Here is a 19,496-nt window from a genome sequence, read left to right on the forward strand (position 1 = left end):
CCACAGCGCGAAGCGGTCGCTCACCTCTCTCGACCGAGCGGGGCGAGCGGCCAGGGCGCGAGCAGGGGCACCGGGCCGCTCGGCCGGAAGCCGGGCGCGCCGCCCGGGCGCGGCGTCGCGGCCTCCGCGGCGCCGCGCGGCGCGGGATCGGCCGGGCGGGGCGCCGGGGCGCCGCTCTCGGCCGCGGCGCTCTGTCGGCCCAGGCGCGGCTCGGCCGCGGCGCTCTGTCGGCCCAGGCGCGGCTCGGCCGCGGCGCTCTGTCGGCCCAGGCGCGGCTCGGCCGCGGCGCTCTGTCGGCCCAGGCGCGGCTCGGCCGCGCCGCTCTGTCGAATCGCGCGCGCGCACTCGTCGACCGTGAGGCGGCGCGGGCCGTAGGCCGAGGCGTTGGCCGCGTCGGCGTCCATCAGCCGGGTCGGGGTGTCGATCCCGAAGTCGTCCGGGTGCCCCGGCTCGTCGAGGAGCACGTGCCCGAGCTCGTGCGACAGCGCGAACGAGGCGCGGTCGGCGCGCAGGCCGGCGCGGTCCTCGATGATCGTGTTCCGGATCGCCCCGCCGTCGGCGAAGATGAACGACTCGCCGATGCGCCCGCCGCCGGCGAAGCTCGGGACCATCACGACGTCGACGGTCGCGGGGTCGCCGTCGTCGAACGCCTTGAGCAGCGCGCGCTCCTCCACGGTCCCGGCGATCGCGTCCGTGTCGCTGAAGTGCTGGAGGCCGTCCTCGAGCTCGACGCCGCCGATGCACGCCGTGAGCGTGGCGTCGGTGCTCACCGCGCCGGACGCCGGCGGCTCGATCGTCGCGAGCGCGCCGCCCGGGCGCCGCACGAGCACGTCGGTGGTCCCGTGGGCGCCCGCGCCGATGACGGGGTTGTCGGAGAGGCGCACCGAGAAGCCCGCGGCGCCGATCGCCGCGGCGACGGCCCGGGCCGCGGCGTCGGGGCGCATGCGGGGCGCGATGGCCGCGGTCACCTCGTGGCCGTCGACGCGCACCCGGATCGCGCCGCCGCTCGCCGGCAGGCCGTGGTCACAGCCGATCGCGAGCAGGTGCGGGCGCGGCGGATCGACGAAGGTGATGTCGAGCTCCTCCAGCGGGCCGAAGCTCACGCCGCACGCGCCCCAGAGGGCGTTCGCGCGCTCGACCTCCGCGCGCGCGATGGCGATCGCGCCGGCGTCGTCCCCGCCCATCGGCGGCGGCCCGCCCGCGCGCGGGCGCACCATGAGGATGCGGAGGCGCGCGCGCGTGCGCCCGAGGGGGCCGAGCGGCGAGCTGCGCGGGCCGGCGATGCGGATCATCTGGAGCTTCGGCCCGCCGGGCAGGGCGACGACGAGCGCCCCGCCGACCTCGCCCTTCAAGGAGCGATCGGCGATCATCGGGTGGTTGCGATCGATGTCGTCCGCGACCGCGCGGATGGGCCGCGTCGAGCCGCACACGAGGCCGGGCGCGACGTCCGGGGGGCACGCGACGTGGCCGAGCGGCACGCTGGACAGGCGGTCGATCACCTTGCCGGACGGCGCCGCGGAGTGGACGTCGAGGGTCAGCGGCAGGTCGTCCGCCGCGCCGATCACGAGCAGCCGGATCGCGTCGGGGTCGTCGAGGTTGCCGAAGGGGTCGTCGCCGAGCCGGTCCGGGGGCGTGCGCTGCAGCGAGGCGTGGGAGCGCGCCATGTCGATGCGCCGCCCGGCGCCGTCGATGGCGCGGACCTCGAACGCGCTGACGGGCAGCGTCTTGCCGCCGAGCGCGACCTCGCTGCGCCCTGCCCGGACCGCCTGGAGCTCGACGCGGCGGGCGCCCGCGGGGATCGCGCCGCCGGGCGGGACGGGGCTGCCGTCGGCCAGGAGCCGCACGCCGGCCGGGACCGACGCGGGCCGCTGGTCCGGGCCGCCCGCGCCGCGCGGCGCGCGCAGCGGGAGGAGCTCCGGGGACGGCGGCACGCGCGGCTGCTCGCCGTCGGGCACGCCGTCGGCGTCGTCGTCGTCGAGGTCGACGACCAGCACCGCGGGCCCGGCCTCCGCGGCGGAGCTCGGGCGGACGGCGAGCGCGCCGAGGAGGACCGAGAGTGCAGCCAGCCGCCGGTTCATGATCTGTTCCCCCTGCCCGCTCGTGCTCGCCCGGGCAGCCTCCTCCGCGGCAGTCTATCGCGCCCTCGGTCGAGCGCCGCTCGCGCCCGCGCGGACGGCGCGGGCCGTCGGGAGCCCTCCGATGGCGGTGCGTCCGGCCCTGCACCACGTGACGCGTCATGGTCAGCGTCAGCGCGGTCATCTTCGACGTCGACGGGACGATCGTCGACTCGGTCGATCTGCACGCGGCCGCCTGGCAGCAGGCCTTCCGGCGGTTCGGCCGCGAGGTCTCCCGGGAGCGGCTGCGCGCCCATGCAGGCGCGGGCGCGGACCAGCTGTTGCCGGTGTTCCTCACGCCCGAGGAGATCGGCTGGATCGGCGCCGGGGTCTCGTCGCTGCACGACGAGATCTACGCGCGCGAGCTCCTCCCGGGCGCGCGCGCCTTCCCGAAGGTGCGCGAGCTGTTCGAGCGCATCGCGCGCGACGGGCGCCGGATCGTCCTCGCCTCTTCGGCGCCCCGCGGCGCGCTCGACGCGACCGTCGAGCGCGCGCGGGTGGGCGATCTGGTCTCGTGGACCGTGTCGGCCGACGACGTGGACCGGTCGAGGCTGCACCGCGACGTCTTCGAGGCGGCGCTCGACCGGCTGGGCAGCGTCGATCCGCGCGAGGTCGCGGTCGTCGGCGACGCGCCGTCCGACGCCGAGGCCGCGTCGAAGCTCGGCCTGCTGACGGTGGGGCTGCTCTGCGGGGGCTTCCCCGAGATGGAGCTCCTCGAGGGGGGGTGCGCGGCGATCTACCGCGACCCGGAGGACCTGCTCGCGCGGTACGACGCGTCGCCGCTCGCGCCGCGCCGGGAGCGGCTCGCGTCGTAGCGGCGCCGCCCGGCTGCGCGGCGGCGCGGGCGGACGCGCGAGGCGGGGGCTCAGGAGGCACCGGGGGCGCGGTCGGAGCGGGCGACCCGGGCGCGCTGGCTCTCCGGCGCGGCGAGTTGCTCCCGGAGGGCTCGCCGTTGCGGGTCGTCGACGGGCGACGCGGTGGTCGAGCCGTCGCGGAGCTCCACCGAGTAGACGGCGTCGAGCGGCAGGAGGTCGAGGAGCGCGGGGCTCTCCGTCGTGAGCAGGATGTGGCGCTGGGCCGAGGCGCCGCGCAGGTACTCGAGCAGCGCCGGCAGCGCGCCGCGGTCGACGCCCGCGTCGGGGCGCTCGAAGCCGGCGAGCACGAGCGGGGGCTCCTGCGAGAGGGCCGTGACCATCGCGGCGAGCCGCAGCGTGGCGTCCGGCTCGTCCGAGGCGGCCCGCCAGCGCTCGCGCCCGTCGGCGTCGGCGCCGTGGCGCAGCTCCGGGACGAGGAACCCGCCGGACGAGACCGCGCGGGTGCCGTCGACGTCGCCGGTCACCTGGGACAGCCCGGCGAGGAAGCTGTCCTTCCAGCGCTCTTTCTCGAGCGCGCGGAGCACGGAGCCCCAGTTCTCGCCGCCCGCGCGGAGGCGCCGGGAGGCGCTGATCTTCTGGGGAGCGCGGAGGGGGCGCGGCGCGAGGGAGTAGAGGACCGCCCGGCGCAGCTCGTCGAGCATGGGGGTGAGCGGTCCATCGGAGAGCAGCGGCAGGACGAGCCTGGCGCCGCTCACGGCGATGGGCGCGACCCCGCGGTAGGCGAGCGTGCCGCTGCGCCCCTTGTCCTTGCGCGAGAACCCCTTCGGGCTGCCTTTCAGCCGGTCGAAGGAGACCTCGGGCGGGTCGCTGCCGGCGTCGAAGACGTCGCGCACGCCCGGCTTGACGAGCCGCGTGAGCGCGCTGCGCTGCCACCACGCGGCCGTCTCGCTCTTGACGCGCGTCTCGCCGTCCCGGTCCCCCGGCGCGAGCTGCACGAGCCAGAACCCGTGGCCCTCGGTCCTGGAGACCGCGACGCCGAGGGTGGTGAGCGCGCCGTCGCGGCGGGGCCGCTGGAGCGCGCCGTCGCGACGGCTGGCCGCCGCCTGGTCGAGCGCTCCGTTGGCGCACTCGGCGAGGAACCGCACGGCGTCGAGCAGGCAGCCCTTCCCGGCGCCGGGCGGTCCGACGAGCGCGGTCAGCGCCCCGAGCGTCAGCTCGAGGCCGGCCCCGACGGTGCCGTAGTTGCTGACGTAGATGTGGGTGATCATCGCGGCACGGAGCCTCGGGTCGAGGACATCCATCCCCCTCTCGGCGCTGCGCGATCGCTGGCCGAGCCGACTGGATCGTGCTCACGGAATGCCGGAACGGCCGCCAGGGTCACCGGAGCGACGTCCCGGGACAGCCGAACGCCCTTCCGGGACAGCCGAGCACCCTTCCGGGACAGCCGAGCACCCTTCCGGGACAGCCGAGCACCCTTCCGGGACATGGCGCTGCGCTCCTGGCATGCACCGCGCTGCGCGCCAGGGACACCGCGCGACCTGCCAGGGACCTCCGGCGGGCCCGGGCGAGGTGCTGTGGAGGCCGCGCTCTCGCCACCACGGAAACAGACCGGCGTCAGGGCCGCGAGCCGCCCGTCTCGGGGCGGCTCGACGCGGCCTTGGTTACCGTCCTGAGGATCTCCGATGCACCCCACCCGACGACGATCATCGAACGCCTCGTCGGAGATGTCCGCAACAAGATCCTTGCAGAAGAAGCGCTGCCCCCGCGCTGCAAGGTGGCCGCGCTCGGAGGATGGTAAGGCCCGGTACGGAATCGCGACCGAGCGCCGGGGACCGAGCGCTAAGGTCGCGGAGGCGGGTAGACCCTGAGAGGTCCGTGCGACGCGAGAAACCGCAGCGCGTTCTCGAGCGTGCGGAACGACCTCGCCTGCGACACGCGCAGCACGCTGAAGTCGACCCATTGGGTGAGCTTGAGCTGGTCGAGCGTAGGCTTGTAGGCCTTACCCGGTGGGAAGCGCTTCGAGAGCCACCCCTTCACGTCGCGGATCCCCTCGGGGTCTTCCGGGCACGTCGTGCCTTCCGCGATGCGCACGCCGGGCCGGATCTCTCGGCCCGCCATGAGGTGGATGCAGGGCAGGAACCACGCCTCGAACTCGCGGTGCGCCAGTACCACAGCGGCGGGAAACGGCAGGCTAGCAGCAGCAACCCACGCCGCAGTTTCGGGTCCCGCCGCGGCCGGGCATCCGTCGTCCTCATCACGGAGCAGCAACGCGAACGTGCAGTCGCGTTCGCTACGCAGAAGTTCGCAGGCTTGCATCACGCCGGCGCGGGTGTTGAGCGCCTTGCCACGCTTCGGTGCTCCCCAGACCGCGTGAGGCAGCCCAAGGTCCGCCCAGAGCCGGATGACCAGGTTCCTCGCCGCCTCGACCTCGCCGTGGCCCTCGACGACAAGATAGGCCTTAGCCATCGCTCGTGGAGCCTTCGGGGCGGAGGCCTTCAGCGTGGAGAAGATCGCTCGTCGACATCAGGCGCTTGCGCACGATCTCGCGCTGCCGCTCCTCGACCCGCGCGACCGTCGTCGCACCGCTGCGCCGTTCCACGACGCGAATGTCGTCGATGGGCACCAGGTCCAGGAGGTCGGGGCTATGCGTCGTGAGCAGGATCTGGCTGCGCGTCGACGCTTCCTTCAAGAAGTCGAAGAGCAGCGGGATCGCGCCGGGATGCACGCCCAGTTCGGGCTCCTCGAAACCGAGGAGCGCGGGCGCAGGATCCTGGAAGAGCGCTGTGAGAAGGGCCGCGACGCGCAGCGTGCCGTCCGACTCCTGCGCGGCGCCGTGCCAGCGCTCTCGACCCTGCGCGTCGAGGCCGTGCCGGAACTCGGGGATGAGAAAGCCACCTGCCTGGGTGACGCGGTACTCATCGATATCGGCCGCGATGCGCCCGAGGGCGGCGACCAGCTCGGTCCCCCAGGCTGAGCGATCGAGCGCCCGTAAGATCGACGCCCAGTTGCTCCCCTTCGAGCTCATCGGCTTGGAAGGATCCGGGAGCTGCGGAGCACGGAGCACGTCGGGGAACAAGGAATAGATCGCGATCCTACGCAGCTCGTCTATCACCACGCCGAAGGGATCGAGCTCCTCTGATCCGGCCGCGGACGCCACAAGCGCGTCTCGTTGATGAACGAGCGGCAGCCTCAGGCTGTCGAATGCTCTTTGCGTCGAGAAAGAGGGGGGACCAAGGTCGACGAGGACCCCCCCGGCCGCGCCGGGCTGTTTGATGCCGTAAAGAGTCCGCTCCTCCTCGGTCCACGTCGAGCTGGTCCGCTTGATCAGCTCAAAGATGCGCGCGCGAATCGCGGCATCGGGCGCCGGGCCGGGAAACCAAACGGCACGCTCTTGCTCCACGTGAACGCCATCCTCGTCCCCGTTAGAGGCGAGCGAGAATCCCCAGATGCCCGCCCCTTGCTCGCGCTCGATGTGGACCTCGAGGACCACATCGGACGGCGTCCAGACGCCTCCGTGTCGCAGAGCGCGCAACCCGTGCCGAGCAGCGACAGCGCTGGCGAGCGACGTCGTCACGCATTCGGACAGAAACCGCAGCACGTCGGCGACGTTGCTCTTGCCCGAGGCGTTCGGCCCCACGAGGACCGTCATGGCCCCGAGCTCGAGCTCGATCCGCTCCCCGATGCTGCGAAAGTTACGGGCACAGACCTTCGTGATCATCGCAGCTGGGCCTCCCCCCCGGCGCCCTCACGCCGACCGCGCGAGCGCGATCGCGAGCGCCTCGCCGTCGAGGTTGACCTCGCGCTTCTCGGCCTGCCCCCACGCGGCGGGCGCGCCGCCGAGCACGAGCTCGGCCGCGAGCGCCTCCTGCATGAGCATCTCGCGCGTCGCCTCGGCGACCTTGCGGGCCCGCTCGCTGCCGTCGAGCGCGAGCCGGATCCGCTCGGTGAAGCCGAGGTCGAGCTCCTTGCGCAGGCCCTGCACGCGCGAGAGGATCTCCCGGCCGAGCCCCTCGTCGCGGAGCGCGTCCGTGAGCGCCGTGTGCAGCACGACCACGCCCGCGCGGCCGCCGGCCGCCGCGAACCCCTCGCCCGCCTCGACGGCGACGTCGATCTCCTCGGGGCCGAGCTCGACCTGCTCGCCGTCGAGCGCGATCGCGATCTTGCCCTCGGTCGCGAGCGACGCGCGGAGCGCCGCCGCGTCGGCCTTCGCGAGGACCTGCTTCGCGAGCTGCACCTTCTTGCCGAGCTTCGGCCCGAGCGCGCGGAAGTTCGGCTTGAGCACGTAGCGGACCGCGCTCCCCTCCTCTCCCGGCTTCAGGAAGCGCACCTCGTGGACGTTGAGCTCCTCGGCGATGAGCGGCACGTGCTCCGCGAGCGCCGCCGCGAGCCCCTGCTGCGACAGCACGATGTCCGCGCGCGAGAGCGGCTGCCGCACCTTGAGCTTGTTCGCCGTGCGCACCTGCAGGCCCAGCGAGACGAGCTCGCGCACGGCGCGCATCTCGACCGCGAGCGGCTCGTCCACCGCGGCGGCGTCCGCCTCGGGGAAGGCCACGAGGTGCACGCTCTCCGGCTGCGACGCGGGCCACGGCCGCCGCACCAGGTTCTGGTACATGGCCTCGGCGAGGAACGGCGTGAACGGCGCGCTCAGCTTGGCGATCGCGACGAGCACCTCGTACAGCGTGAAGTACGCGTCGCGCTTGTCCTGCGCCGCGCGCACCGCGCCGGCCGAGATCTCCAGCGGATCGGCCGCCGTGGGGGCCCAGAAGCGCGCGCGGCTCCGGCGGACGTACCAGTTCGAGAGCGCGTCCACGAGGTCGACCAGCCGCTGCGCGGCCTCGTACAGGTGGTACTCGTCGAGGTGCGCCGTCACCTCCCGCGTCGAGAGCGCGAGCTCCGAGAGGATCCACCGGTCGAGGAGCGAGCGCTCCTTCGCCGGCCGGTAGCCGGCGCTCGCCGCGAGCGCCGCGGGGGACGTGTCCGTCGCGCCCGGGTTGCCCTCGGCGGGCGAGAAGCCGTCGATGTTCGCGTAGATGGTGAAGAACGAGTAGACGTTCCGGAGCTTGACCGCGAACTCCTTCTGGTACGCGCGCACGTTCGTGAGCGAGTGGCGCGTGTTCGTCCACGGCGGGGAGGACGCGTAGAAGAACCAGCGGAACGCGTCGGCCCCGGGCGCCGGGGTCGCCGGGTCCTCGATGAAGACGCGCTCGGGCTGCGCGAGCCGGGGCACGTCGTTCGGCATCACGGAGAGCGCCTTGTCGCCCGGCGACAGGCCGAGGCGATCGAGGTCCGCGTCCGAGAGCGCGACGATCCGCCGCGGCATCCCCTTCTGCGGCCGGAGCTCCATCGCGAGCGGCTGCGCCTCGCGATCGGCGCGGTACATCCGCACCTTCGCGGCGTCGCCGGTCAGGTCGAGCCCCTCGTAGTCCTCGCGCGCGATGAGCGCGACCCCGTCCTTCGGCTGGGCGCCCTTCACGTCCGTCGCCCGCGCCGCCGCGAACTCCATCCGGACGCGCTCCAGGATGACCTCGGGCGGCGTGTAGTTGCCCTTCGACTTGCTCTCCTTCTTGCCCTCGCGGTCGCAGACGTGCCCCAGCACGACGCACGTCTGGTACGGGTGCGGGTAGCTCCGGACCCGCGACAGCCCGAGCTTCTCCTGCGTCGCCTCGTCGAAGACCAGCGTCGAGACCATCAGCAGCGAGTAGAACCAGCCGCGCGTCTGATCGATCGCCTCGCTGATGAAGTCCGCCGGGAACGCGCGGTCGAAGAGCTCCTTCGAGCCCGGCGCGTGCGGGTAGCCCCACTGCGCGAACGGCATGCTCCCGCTGTCGAACCAGGCGTCGATGACCTCGGTCACGCGGCGCATCTCGCCGCCGCACGTCGGACAGGGGAAGGTGACCTTGTCGATCCACGGCTTGTGGACGATGAGGTGGTCGTTCAGGCCCGGGTCGGCCTTCTTCGCCGCGTGGAAGTGGTCGAAGGCGCGCGGGTTCAGCGCCTCGATCTCGGCGACCGACGCCGGGGCGAGCTGGTGCTCCTCGTCGTCCTTGCAGATCCAGACGTTGAGCGGCGTCCCCCAGTACCGCTCGCGCGAGAGCGCCCAGTCGACGTTGTTGGCGAGGAAGTCGCCGAACCGGCCCTCCTGGATGTGGGACGGCAGCCAGTGGATCGCGCGGTTGTTGGCGATCGCCTTCTCGATGTTGTCCCGCGTCCGGATGTACCAGGCGGGCCGCGCGAGCTGGATCAGCGGGTCGTCGTCCGCGCGCCAGCAGAACGGGTAGTCGTGGCGGTACTTCTCGTCGTGCACGAGCAGCCCGCGGGCCGCGAGATCCTTGATGATCAGCGGGTCGGCGTCCTTCACCCAGAGGCCCGAGAAGGGCGTGAGCCCAGGCTCGAACGTGCCGTCCGGCCGCACCGCGCAGAGCATCGGGACCTCGCCCCCGGGCTCGAACTCCGCGACGCGCCGCTTGTGCGCGTTGAAGTCGTCCTCGCCGAACGCGGGCGCGATGTGGACGATGCCCGTGCCGGAGTCGAGCGTGACGAAGTCCGCGCCGAGGACCAGCCAGTAGAGCGGCTCTTCCTTGCCGTCCTTCCTGCGGGCGACGGCGCCCTCGAGCGACCTCGAGTAGCTGTCGAACGGCGGGCGGTAGCGCTTGCCGATGAGCTCGCTGCCCTTGAGCTCGCGGAGCACGGGCAGGTCGCGCTTGAACTTCTTCGCGAGCTCCTCGCGCAGCGCCGCGGCGACGATGAGCTTCCCGGTCGCCGGCGCCGCCCCGCCGCCCGCGACGCCGGCACCCGCCGGCGCCCCGGCGTCCACGACGACGTAGTCGAACTCGGGCCGGACCGCGGCGTAGCCGTTCGAGGGCAAGGTCCACGGGGTCGTCGTCCACGCGCAGAGGGCGGTGTCGGGCTCGTCCACGAGCGGGAACGCCACGAACACGCTCGGGTCGTCGACCGTCTTGTAGTTCGACCCGACCTCGGCCGCGCTGAGCGCCGTCCCGCCCTGCGGCCACCACCAGCAGACGCGGTGCCCGCGGTAGAGCAGCCCCTTCCTGTGCAGCTGCGAGAGCGCCCACCAGACGCTCTCGACGTAGCTCCTGTGGTAGGTGACGTACGCGCTGTCGAGGTCGACCCAGAAGCCGATCTTGTCGGTCAGGCTCTCCCACGCCTCGGTGTACCGGAAGACCGAGTCGACGCAGCGCGAGATGAACGGCTCGACGCCGTACCGCTCGATGTCGGCCTTGCCGTGGATGCGCAGCTCCTTCTCGACCTCCACCTCGACCGGCAGCCCGTGCGTGTCCCAGCCCGCCTTCCGCGGGACGTCATAGCCGCGCATCGTCTTGTAGCGGGGGAAGACGTCCTTCACGGCGCGCGTGAGCACGTGGCCGTTGTGCGGCATGCCGTTGGCGGTCGGCGGCCCCTCGTAGAAGACGAACGTGCCCCTGGAGGGGCCGGTCGCGCGGGTCTCGGCGCGGAGGGTCTTCTCGAAGATGCGGCGCTGCTTCCAGAGGGCGAGGATCTTCGCCTCGTCGGCGGGGAAGTTCAGCTCGGCCGCCACCTTGTCGAACAGGGGCTCGAGCGGGCCGTCGGTCGGTTTCTTCGAGGAGGCTTCGGACATGGCCCGGCCTAGTAGCAAGGCGGATTGCTAGCGTCGAGGGAGGCGCTGGGACGCGCGGCGCGCGGGATGGGTGTAAGATCCGGGGATGAGCGCGCAGCCCCCGCTGTTTCCAGGCAATGCGCCCGAGGTGGAGGCCGCGTTCCAGGCGGCGCCCGAGGAGATGGTCGCCGAGATCCTCGACGGCGAGCTCCACACGTTCCCGCGGCCAGGTCGGCCGCACACGCGCACGGCGTCGCGGCTCGGCGTGAGCCTCGGGGGGCCCTTCGACCTGGGTTCAGGCGGACCAGGGGGCTGGGTCATCCTCGATGAGCCCGAGCTCCACCTCGGGCCGAGGCCGGACAAGGTCGTCCCCGATCTCGCCGGCTGGCGCCGCGAGCGTATGCCCGATGCGGTCGGGTCCGAGGACGCGCCCGCGCACCACGACGTCGCGCCCGACTGGATCTGCGAGGTGATCTCCACGCGCACCGAGCGCGTCGATCGCGGCAAGAAGATGCGGATCTACCGGCGCGAAGGGGTCCGCCACGCCTGGCTGATCAACCCGGTCGCGCAGACGCTCGAGGTGTACCGGCTCGAGGACGGCCGGTGGTACCTGCTCGACACCCACGAGGGCGATGAGGTCGTGCGGCCCGAGCCGTTCGAGGCCGTCGAGCTGCCGCTCCCCGCCCTCTGGGCGCGGTAGGGACGCCTGCCGCACGGCCGGGCGCCTGGGCGCGGCAGCGGGCGGCCCAGGGCCGCGCGCGGCCTCACCCCCCGCGCGCCTCACCCCCCGCGCGGCGCCGGCAGCGCGCCGCCGAAGTCGCCGCGGATGGCGGCCACCCCGTCCGCGCCCGCCGCCAGGCAGGCCGGCGCCGAGGCCGCGTCCACGCCGCCGAGGGCGAGGAGCGCGACGCCGCGCGGCGCGGCCGCGAGGCGAGCCCGCGCCTCGCGCAGCGCCTCCGGGCCGAGCGGCGGGCCCTTGCCGGGCGTCGCGAAGATCGGCGAGAGCACGGCGGCGTCCGCCCCGGCCTCGGCCGCGCGGAGCACCTCGTCCACGCTGTGGCACGCGACCGAGACGAAGACGCCGTCGCCCAGCAGGGCGCGCGCCTCGGCCACCCCGACCGAGCGGCGGCCGAGGTGCACGCCGTCCGCGCCCAGCACGAGCGCGAGGTCGAGCCGGTCGTTGACGACGAGCGAGGCGCCGAGCGCGGCGGTCGCGTCGCGCAGGCGCCGGCCGAGCGCGTGCAGCGCCGCGCCGGAGAGCTCGGGGTCGCGGAGCTGCACCGCCACGCGCGCGCGGCCCTCGGGCGGCAGGGCGCCGAAGGCCGACAGGCGCGCGAGCAGGACCGGCTCCGGGACGTCCGCCGTCTGGGTGATCAGGGTCAACCTCGGGGTGAGCATGGCCGTCCTCTCGCCAGCTGGGGACATCGAAGCGGCGGGAGCGCCGCGCAAGAGAGCTTCTCGAGCCGGGTCGCGACGCTCGACGCGGGGAGCACCGGGCAAGGACACCGAGCAGGCTGAAACCCCGAGAAAATGAACCACAGAGGCACAGAGGGCACAGAGAACACAGAGTTTTTGTCGTTCCTCTGTGTCCTCTGTGCCTCTGTGGTTCAAATCTCTTCATTCCCGGGCGTTTCAAGCGGATCGGTGCTCTAGCGGCCTGGAGTGCCAGCGTCGCCGAGCGCCTCGAGGTCCCTCCGGGCCATCTCGGCGAACCGGCTGGATGGATAGCGCTCGACCAGGAAGCGCAGCGTATCGGCGTGGGCGCCGCGATCGCCGCGCGCCTTGAAGCGCTCGGCGAGGTCGTAGAGCGCCTCGCTCGGATCCTCGTAGATGCGACGATCCGGGTCGACCTCGCTCGCGCACTGGTAGGGAGCCCGCGCGACGGCGGCGAGGAGCACGAGCGGGCCCAAGGCCGCGCGGAACCCGGTGAGCACGGGCGACATTCGCCGATGAACGGGCGCGAGCGTCAAGAGGACGCGGCGCCCCGGGAGGACACGCCCGCTGGCTCCCGCCACCGCGCCCCGCTGGCCCGCCGGCAGGGCGACTAGCCCGGGGGAGGGCCCGTCCGGGCAGCGCCGTTCTCGAGCCCGGTCTTCGCGGCCGGCGCGCCGACGGCGCCGTTGCCGACCTCCTGCACGTCCGCGCTCGCCTTGCCCGCGCCGCGGACCGCGCTCACGAGCGCGTCGTGGAGGGCGCGCGCGCTGTCGTCCCAGTCGCGCCCGCCGGCGAGCTCGACGATCCGCGCCGGATCGTACTCGTGCCGCGCGGCGCGCAGCAGCGCCTCGGCCAGCGCGTCCCTGTTCCCCGGCGGGACGAGCTCGCCGAGCTCGGGGCTGTGCAGGATGTCGGGGATGCCGCCCACGTTCGTCCCCACCACGCGGCGCCCCGAGGCGAGCGCCTCCAGCACGACGTTGGGCGTCCCCTCGTGCAGGCTCGGGAGCACGAGCGCGTCGCACGCCCCGAGCCACAGCGACACCTGGTCGTGCGGCAGGTAGCCGGTCACCGTCAGCCTGCCGCCCAGCCGGGCCGCGGCCGCGCGGCACGCCTGCTCCTCGGCGCCGCTGCCCACCAGCGCGAGCTCGATGTCCGGGTGCACGCGCGCGAGCCGCTCGAACGCCTGGACCAGATCGAGCACCCCCTTGTCGCGGTTCAGGTGGCCGACGAACACGAACAGCCTCGACCTGGGTGACCGGCCGAGCTCCGCGCGCGCCTGGGCGCGGTCGCGCGGCTGGAACAGCTTCGCGTCGACGCCGTTCATGACGACGTCGATGCGATCGCGCGGCACGCCGAGCGCCGCGACGCCCTCGGCGAGCTTGCGGCTCACCGCGACCACCCGGGCCGCGCGGGTGAGCCCCCAGCTCAGCGGTCGCCGCAGCCGCCGGTCGCGCGGGATCACGTCGATGTCCGAGCCATGGCACTTGATCACCGCCGGCACCCCGAGCAGCCGCCCGAGGCACACGGCCGCGAAGCCATCCGGGTAGGCGAACGCCCCGACGATCACGTCGGGCGACGGGCCGCGCCCGACGAGCTCCGGGAGCACGGACGCCGCGTAGAGCGGGCCGTTCAGCGCCGGCACGACCCTCGGCACGTAGAGGGTGCGCGGGTGCCGGACCGGCAGCCCATCGATGACCTCATCACGCGGGGCGCCCGCGCCGACAGGCCACTTCGAGAGCCGCGCCATGCCAGGGAACCACGGGATCGTCGCGAGCACCCGGACATCGCAGTAACGCGACAGCGCGGCGAACTGCCGGCGATTGTACGGCGCCTCGTCCGGGTGGACCGCGTTCGGGAAAATCTTCGTGATAAGCAAAACACGCATCCGCCGCAATTGCTCCTCCTGTCTGCTCGTCCTAGGCGCCCAGCCCGGTCCGGTCGTCGAGCCGCCCGTCGCGATCGCCGCCCCGTACGGCGGCCGGCGCGCTCGCTGGAGGGCGCGCGGGCTCGGCGGAGGCCGCCTGCGCGCGCGACCGGGGCTGGGCCACCCCCCCGCGCCGCCGGGCGATGAGCTCGTCGAAGAGGCGCACGTGCGCGTCGACCATCGCCTCCAGGCTGAACTGCTCGGCGAACTTCGCAGGGCTCCGCGTGCGCGCGCGCTCGCGGAGCTCGCCGTCGCGCGCGACCCGCGAGAGGTGCTCGACGAGCGCGCCCGGGTCCTTCGGCGGGACCAGGAAGCCGTCCACGCCGTGCTCGATGATCTCGGGGACGCCGCCGACGCGGCTCGCCACGATCGGCTTGCCGAGCGCGAGCGCCTCGAGCAGGGCCAGCGGCAGCCCCTCCCAGAGCGACGGGAGCACGTAGGCGTCGAACGAGGAGACGAGCTCGGGGACGTCCGAGCGATAGCCGGGGAAGATCATCCGGTCGCCGAGCCCCGCGGCCCGGGCGCGCTGCTCCAGCTCCCCCCGCAGCGGGCCGTCGCCCGCGACGACGAAGCGCGCCTCCGGCGCGCGCCGCAGCACCTCGGGCGCCGCCTCGATGAGGTAGCGGAGCCCCTTCTGCTCGATGTGCACCACGGCGCAGCCGAACACGAAATCCCGCTCGCCGATGCCGAGCTCCGCGCGGATGCGCCCCTGCTCGCCGCTCTGCAGGGCCCGGGAGAAGCGCGTGCCGTCGATGCCGTTGTGGATGACGCGGACCGGCGCGCGGACCTTCACGTCGTCGACGAGGATGCGCCTGAGATCGTGCGAGACCGCGACCATCTCGTCGGCGAGGTAGGCGTAGTAGCCGAACTTGCGCCGATCGAAGCCCTTCGCCCGGTTGATCTGGTTGTGCTCCGAGTAGAGGACCGCCGGCCGATTCCGGAGCATGCGCGCCGCGATGCCGGCGAAGATGAGCGGAGCCCGGTTGTGGACGTGAACGATATCCACCGAGCGCTGGTGAAAGAAGCGCCGGATCCAGAGGAGCGCCTCGGGATCGCTTTTGATGCCGGGCAAGACCGGCCGGAGATCCTTGGTGATCACGAGGCACTTCGAGCGCGGGAGCTTGACCTCCGGGAAGAGCCGCCCCTCGCCGTCGAGGCAGATCAGCGAGAGATCGAACCCCTGGTCGCCGAGCCGGTCGAGGAGGCTCAGCACGACCTTCTCGAGCCCGCCGACCTCGAGGTTGTTCACGACCATGCAGACGTTGGGCTTGCTCATGTTCTCCTGAGCGGACCGTCAGGTCGCCGCGGCCGCTGCCAGCGCGCGATGCGCGCCACGACAGAGGTGTCCGCTGTGCGATGAGCGTTCCGTGTCATCTTGGCTCAGGTAGGTGAGCGTATCATGGCATGGGCGTGCTGTTCGTTTGACTTCGGACGTCGGCTCGCCGCGGGACGGTGAATGTCGATGTCCCACAGCGCGCCACGCTGCGCGCTGGACCCGCGATCCCGACCGCCGCTCGGCCGCTGTTCTGCCGCTGTTCTGCCGCTGTTCGTCCACCGTTCGGGCGCGACCCTGCCCGCCTCGGACGAACGGCGGACGAACGGCGCGCGCCCTCACAATCCGGAGATCTTGCCCTGCTCCGGCGACGACGCCGTCGCATAGAGCTTCTTCGGCATCCGCCCCGCGAGATACGCCATCCGTCCGGCGCTCACAGCATCCCTCATCGCGCGCGCCATCAGGATCGGGTCCCGCGCGCCCGCGATGGCCGTGTTCATCAACACCCCATCACACCCGAGCTCCATCGCCACCGCGGCGTCGCTCGCTGTCCCGACCCCGGCATCCACGATCACCGGGACCTTCGCTGTCTCGCGGATGATCATCAGGTTGTAGGGATTCCGGATCCCGAGCCCGCTGCCGATCGGCGCCGCCAGCGGCATCACGGCGGCGCAACCGATGTCTTCCAGCTTACGGCACACGATCGGGTCATCCATGCAGTAGGGGAGCACGGTGAAGCCCTCCTTCACGAGGATCCGCGCCGCCTCCAGCGTCGCCTCGTTGTCCGGGAACAACGTCCGTTCGTCGCCGATGACTTCGAGCTTCACGAGGTCGGACAGCCCGAGCTCGCGCGCCAGCCGGCAGGTGCGGACCGCATCCTCGACCGTGTAGCAACCCGCCGTGTTCGGCAGGATCATGAAGCGCCCCTGCTGGAGCAGCGACATCATCGACCCCTCGCCCCGCTCCTTCAGATTCACCCGGCGGAGGGCCACGGTGACCACCTCCGCGCCGGACGCCTCGAGCGCGCGACGGGTCTCGTCCAGGTCCTTGTACTTGCCCGTCCCCACGAAGAGGCGGGAAGTGAACGTGTGTCTGCCGATCGTCAACGCATCGCTCGTCATCGCTGGCTCCTCGGGTCTCGACCCAGACGATCTGCTAGTCGGACCGGGACACAGGGTCCAGGACATCGACAGCATCCTGCGCTTCGGGCGCGCCTCGCGCGGCAGCATGGTATCTTCGGGCCCATGTCTCCCAGAGCTTCTTGCATAGCCCTCCTGCTGGCGCTGCCTCCGGCGCTCACCCTGACCCCGGGCGTCGGCTCCGCCCCGGCGGACGGGCTGAGCCCCGGCGCGCTCCTCTCCGGTCCGCGCGAGGCACAGGCGGCCGTCTCCGTGCAGCTCTCGCTGGAAGAGCTCGTGTCCCGCGCCGCGTACGTCGTCGTCGCCACCGCGACCGAGCAGCGCAGCCAGTGGGAGGAGCTCGGCGGGTCGAGGAGGATCGTCACCTATACCCGCCTGTCCGTCGACCGCCCCGTGGCCGGCCAGCCGGACGGCGAGATCTGGGTGAGGACGCTCGGGGGCGTGGTCGGGGACATCGGACAGCAGGTGTCGGGCGACGCGCAGCTCAAGATCGGCGGCCAGGCGATGGTCTTCCTCTCCAGGGCGGGCTCCGCCCTGGTCGTGGCCGGGATGGCCCAGGGCCACTACCCCGTCGTCGACGGCGAGGAAGGGCGCCGGGTGGCCGGCGCGCCGCGGGTGGCCGTGCGGCGGCTGGCCGCGAGCCCCGACGGCGGGACGGTCCTGCCCCGGCCAGGCCCCGCGATCTCGGCGCGCGAGCAGCTCGTGGGCGCGACGCTCGACGCGGCGATCGACGCGGTGAGCCGCGCCTGGAAGGCGAACCATGCGCAGCAATAGCCCCGCGCGCTCCGTAAGAAGGGCAAGAACGGCGCGGAGCGGCGCCCGGGCCATCGCCGCGGCCTGCGCCGCGCTCGCCGGCGCGGCGCTCGCCGCCCCCTCGCCCGCCCTGGCCTACTGTCGCACCAGCGTCTGTCCCGAGACCAAGGCGACCGCGGCCGTCTGTACGCCGGCCCAGCCGAACGACTGCGGCATCCCCCTCGCCTGGCCGTCGCCGTGCGTCGGCTACTCCATCCAGGAAGACGCCTCGAAGCAGGTCTCGCTCGCCGAGACCGAGGCGATCTTCGAGAAGGCGTTCGCCACGTGGACCCAGGCCGACTGCGGCGACGGGAAGACCCCGCGCATGGAGGTCACCTACATGGGCCCGATCGCCTGCGACGCGCACGAGTACAACCAGAAGAAGGGGAACGCGAACATCATCACGTTCCGGGACGACGGGTGGCCTTACGCCGGCGGGGGGAACACCCTCGCGCTCACGACCGTCACCTACAACCTCAACACGGGCGACATCTACGACGCCGACATGGAGATCAACTCGTGGGACGTGGAGCTCTCGCTCGGCGACGACGACGTGTCGTTCGACCTGCTGAGCATCGCCACCCACGAGGCCGGCCACTTCCTCGGGCTCTCGCACTCGAGCGACAGCGCCGCGACGATGTTCGCCGACTACCGGCCGGAGACCACCATGCTCCGCGACCTCGACGAGGACGACCTCGACGGGATCTGCGAGGTGTATCCGCCGGGGGCGCCGGTCGAGGCGTGCGATCCGACCCCGCGCCACGGGTTCTCCGAGCTGTGCGCGGCCGATCAGCCCGACCGCGAGGAGGAGGGCGGCTGCGCGGCGGCCCCCTTGCAAGGCGGGCCCGGCGGGCGCGGCGGCGGGCTCGCCCTGGCGGCGCTCGCGTTGGTGGGCGCGGCCGCCCGGGCGCGGCGCGGCGCGGCGGCCCGCTCGGGCCGGGAGAGGCCCCGCTGAGCCAGAGCCCGCCCGTCCTCGTCGAGCGCGACGACGATCTCGCCCGGCTGATCGAGCGCGCCGCGCGCGCGGACGCGCTCGCGGTCGACGTGGAGGCCAACGGGCTGTTCGCCTACCGCGCGCGGCTCTGCACGGTCCAGCTCGCCTTCCGCGAGGGGGACGGCATCGCGGTCGGGATCGTGGACGCGCTCCGCGTGCCCGTCGCGCCGCTCGCGCCGCTGCTCGGGGCCGCCGGGCCGCCCAAGGTGCTGCACGACCTCACGTTCGACGCGCGCATGCTCGCCGAGGCGGGGGCGCCCCTCGCCGCGGCGCGCGACACCTCGGTCGCCGCCCGCATGCTCGGGTGCGCCGCGACCGGGCTCGCCGCGCTCCTCCAGTCGGAGCTCGGCGTGAAGGTCGACAAGCAGCTCCAGCAGCACGACTGGGCGCGCAGGCCGCTCGCGAGCGCCGAGCTGCGCTACCTGGCCGACGACGTGCTCCACCTGCTCGCGCTCGACGCGCGGCTGGCCGAGCGCAGCCGCGCGCTCGAGATCGAGGACGAGATCGCGGAGGAGTGCGCGTACAAGCTCGCGACCGCCCTCGGGCCGCCGCGCGATCCGCGGCCCGCCTACGCGCGCATCAAGGGCGCCCAGGCGCTCGACCCCGAGGGCCGGGCGATCCTGCGGCGCCTCGCAGCGGCGCGCGAGGCCGCCGCCGAGGCGGAGGACCAGCCCGCCTTCAAGATCGTGGGCAGCGAGGTGCTGCTCGAGCTCGCGCAGCGAAGGCCGGCCCGCGCCGACGACGTGCGCGCCGTGCGCGGGGCCGCCGCGGGCCGGGCCGGGAGCTGGGTCGCCGCGTGGCTCCGCGCCATCGAGCAGGGGCGCCGCGACGGCGACGTGCCGGAAGAGGAGCGCGAGCTCTTCGTGCAAGCCCGCCCACCGCGCAAGGAGGTCGCCGTCCGGCGCGCGATGGAGACCCGGATCACCGCGTGGCGCAGGGCCGAGGCGAAGGCGCGGAAGGTGGACGAGCAGGTCGTGCTGCCAGGGCACTGCGCGCAGGATCTCGTGGAGATCGCGCTCGCGGGGGCTCACGCCGACGGGGTCGCGGCCGCCGCCGCGATCGCGCGCATCCCGGGGCTCGGCGCGCGCCGGTTCGCGCGCTACGGCGGCGCGCTCGCGGCGCTCGTGACCGCCGCGCCGCCGGGCGAGCCGCCCGCCGCAGCAACGTAGCCGCGCGCGAGCGTTCGCGCCTCCGTTCGCGCCGCGCGCGCAGGCCGCGCGCTAGCGTTCGCGCCTCCGTTCGCGCCGCGCGCGCAGGCCGCGCGCTAGCGTTCGCGCCTCCGTTCGCGCCGCGCGCGCAGGCCGCGCGCGAGCGTTCGCGCCTCCGTTCGCGCCGCGCGCGCAGGCCGCGAGCGCAGCCGCGCGCGAGCGTTCGCGCCTCCGTTCGCGCCGCGCGCGCAGGCCGCGAGCGCAGCCGC

15 protein-coding genes are annotated in these 19,496 nt (G+C 73.6%); 5 read left to right on the plus strand and 10 right to left on the minus strand.

Annotated features, from left to right (window positions below; genetic code table 11):
• Positions 1 to 20 precede the first annotated feature (20 nt).
• Positions 21 to 2,078 (minus strand): hypothetical protein, encoded by a 2,058-nt coding sequence (locus WME85_RS26415; RefSeq protein ID WP_437842169.1) that lies wholly within the window; start codon positions 2,076 to 2,078, stop codon positions 21 to 23.
• A 158-nt stretch (positions 2,079 to 2,236) separates the two neighbouring features.
• Here WME85_RS26415 and WME85_RS26420 point away from each other — a divergent pair, with 158 nt between their 5' ends.
• Positions 2,237 to 2,929: an HAD family hydrolase gene (locus tag WME85_RS26420; protein ID WP_437842171.1), complete on the plus strand. Its 693-nt coding sequence runs from the start codon at positions 2,237 to 2,239 to the stop codon at positions 2,927 to 2,929.
• A 50-nt stretch (positions 2,930 to 2,979) separates the two neighbouring features.
• Here WME85_RS26420 and WME85_RS26425 read toward each other — a convergent pair whose 3' ends face one another.
• The 4 genes from WME85_RS26425 to ileS all read right to left on the minus strand — a co-directional run bounded on the left by WME85_RS26425 (position 2,980) and on the right by ileS (position 10,544).
• Positions 2,980 to 4,197 (minus strand): AAA family ATPase, encoded by a 1,218-nt coding sequence (locus WME85_RS26425; RefSeq protein WP_437842173.1) that lies wholly within the window; start codon positions 4,195 to 4,197, stop codon positions 2,980 to 2,982.
• A 571-nt stretch (positions 4,198 to 4,768) separates the two neighbouring features.
• Entirely contained in the window at positions 4,769 to 5,395 is a 627-nt protein-coding gene (locus WME85_RS26430; RefSeq protein ID WP_437842175.1) for a DUF4276 family protein, read from the minus strand.
• Entirely contained in the window at positions 5,388 to 6,578 is a 1,191-nt protein-coding gene (locus WME85_RS26435; protein ID WP_437842176.1) for an AAA family ATPase, read from the minus strand. The genes WME85_RS26430 and WME85_RS26435 overlap by 8 nt, the downstream gene beginning before the upstream one ends.
• Before the next feature lie 96 nt (positions 6,579 to 6,674).
• The gene (ileS, locus tag WME85_RS26440) at positions 6,675 to 10,544 is read right to left on the minus strand and encodes an isoleucine--tRNA ligase (protein WP_437842178.1); all 3,870 of its coding nucleotides are present in this window, start codon (positions 10,542 to 10,544) and stop codon (positions 6,675 to 6,677) included.
• An 85-nt stretch (positions 10,545 to 10,629) separates the two neighbouring features.
• Between ileS and WME85_RS26445 the strand changes: the two genes are divergently transcribed.
• Positions 10,630 to 11,223 (plus strand): Uma2 family endonuclease, encoded by a 594-nt coding sequence (locus WME85_RS26445; RefSeq protein WP_437842180.1) that lies wholly within the window; start codon positions 10,630 to 10,632, stop codon positions 11,221 to 11,223.
• Between the two features lie 80 nt (positions 11,224 to 11,303).
• Here the strand turns inward: WME85_RS26445 and WME85_RS26450 are convergent, their stop codons facing one another.
• The 5 genes from WME85_RS26450 to WME85_RS26470 all read right to left on the minus strand — a co-directional run bounded on the left by WME85_RS26450 (position 11,304) and on the right by WME85_RS26470 (position 16,275).
• A complete protein-coding gene (locus WME85_RS26450) occupies positions 11,304 to 11,921 on the minus strand; it encodes a thiamine phosphate synthase (RefSeq protein ID WP_437842181.1) in 618 nt (205 codons plus the stop codon).
• 251 nt (positions 11,922 to 12,172) lie between these two features.
• Positions 12,173 to 12,466: a tetratricopeptide repeat protein gene (locus WME85_RS26455; protein ID WP_437842183.1), complete on the minus strand. Its 294-nt coding sequence runs from the start codon at positions 12,464 to 12,466 to the stop codon at positions 12,173 to 12,175.
• Positions 12,467 to 12,567: 101 nt separating this feature from the next.
• A complete protein-coding gene (locus WME85_RS26460; protein WP_437842185.1) occupies positions 12,568 to 13,842 on the minus strand; it encodes a glycosyltransferase family 4 protein in 1,275 nt (424 codons plus the stop codon).
• A 31-nt stretch (positions 13,843 to 13,873) separates the two neighbouring features.
• Positions 13,874 to 15,157 carry a glycosyltransferase gene (locus WME85_RS26465; protein WP_437842187.1) on the minus strand — a complete coding sequence of 428 codons (1,284 nt, stop codon included), beginning with the start codon at positions 15,155 to 15,157 and terminating at the stop codon, positions 13,874 to 13,876.
• Between the two features lie 335 nt (positions 15,158 to 15,492).
• Entirely contained in the window at positions 15,493 to 16,275 is a 783-nt protein-coding gene (locus WME85_RS26470) for a thiazole synthase (RefSeq protein ID WP_437301810.1), read from the minus strand.
• A 123-nt stretch (positions 16,276 to 16,398) separates the two neighbouring features.
• Here WME85_RS26470 and WME85_RS26475 point away from each other — a divergent pair, with 123 nt between their 5' ends.
• Genes WME85_RS26475 through WME85_RS26485 form a run of 3 tightly spaced genes read left to right on the plus strand, consistent with a single transcriptional unit; the run spans position 16,399 to position 19,248 of the window.
• Positions 16,399 to 17,067, plus strand: coding sequence for a hypothetical protein (locus tag WME85_RS26475; protein WP_437842189.1), 669 nt, complete (start codon positions 16,399 to 16,401; stop codon positions 17,065 to 17,067).
• Positions 17,054 to 18,040 (plus strand): matrixin family metalloprotease, encoded by a 987-nt coding sequence (locus WME85_RS26480; protein ID WP_437842191.1) that lies wholly within the window; start codon positions 17,054 to 17,056, stop codon positions 18,038 to 18,040. The genes WME85_RS26475 and WME85_RS26480 overlap by 14 nt, the downstream gene beginning before the upstream one ends.
• Entirely contained in the window at positions 18,037 to 19,248 is a 1,212-nt protein-coding gene (locus WME85_RS26485; protein ID WP_437842363.1) for an HRDC domain-containing protein, read from the plus strand. Before WME85_RS26480 ends, WME85_RS26485 begins: the two co-directional genes overlap by 4 nt.
• The last annotated feature ends 248 nt before the right edge of the window (positions 19,249 to 19,496 follow it).

This window comes from Sorangium sp. So ce1153, assembly GCF_051521595.1.
Lineage (GTDB): Bacteria > Myxococcota_A > Polyangia > Polyangiales > Polyangiaceae > Sorangium.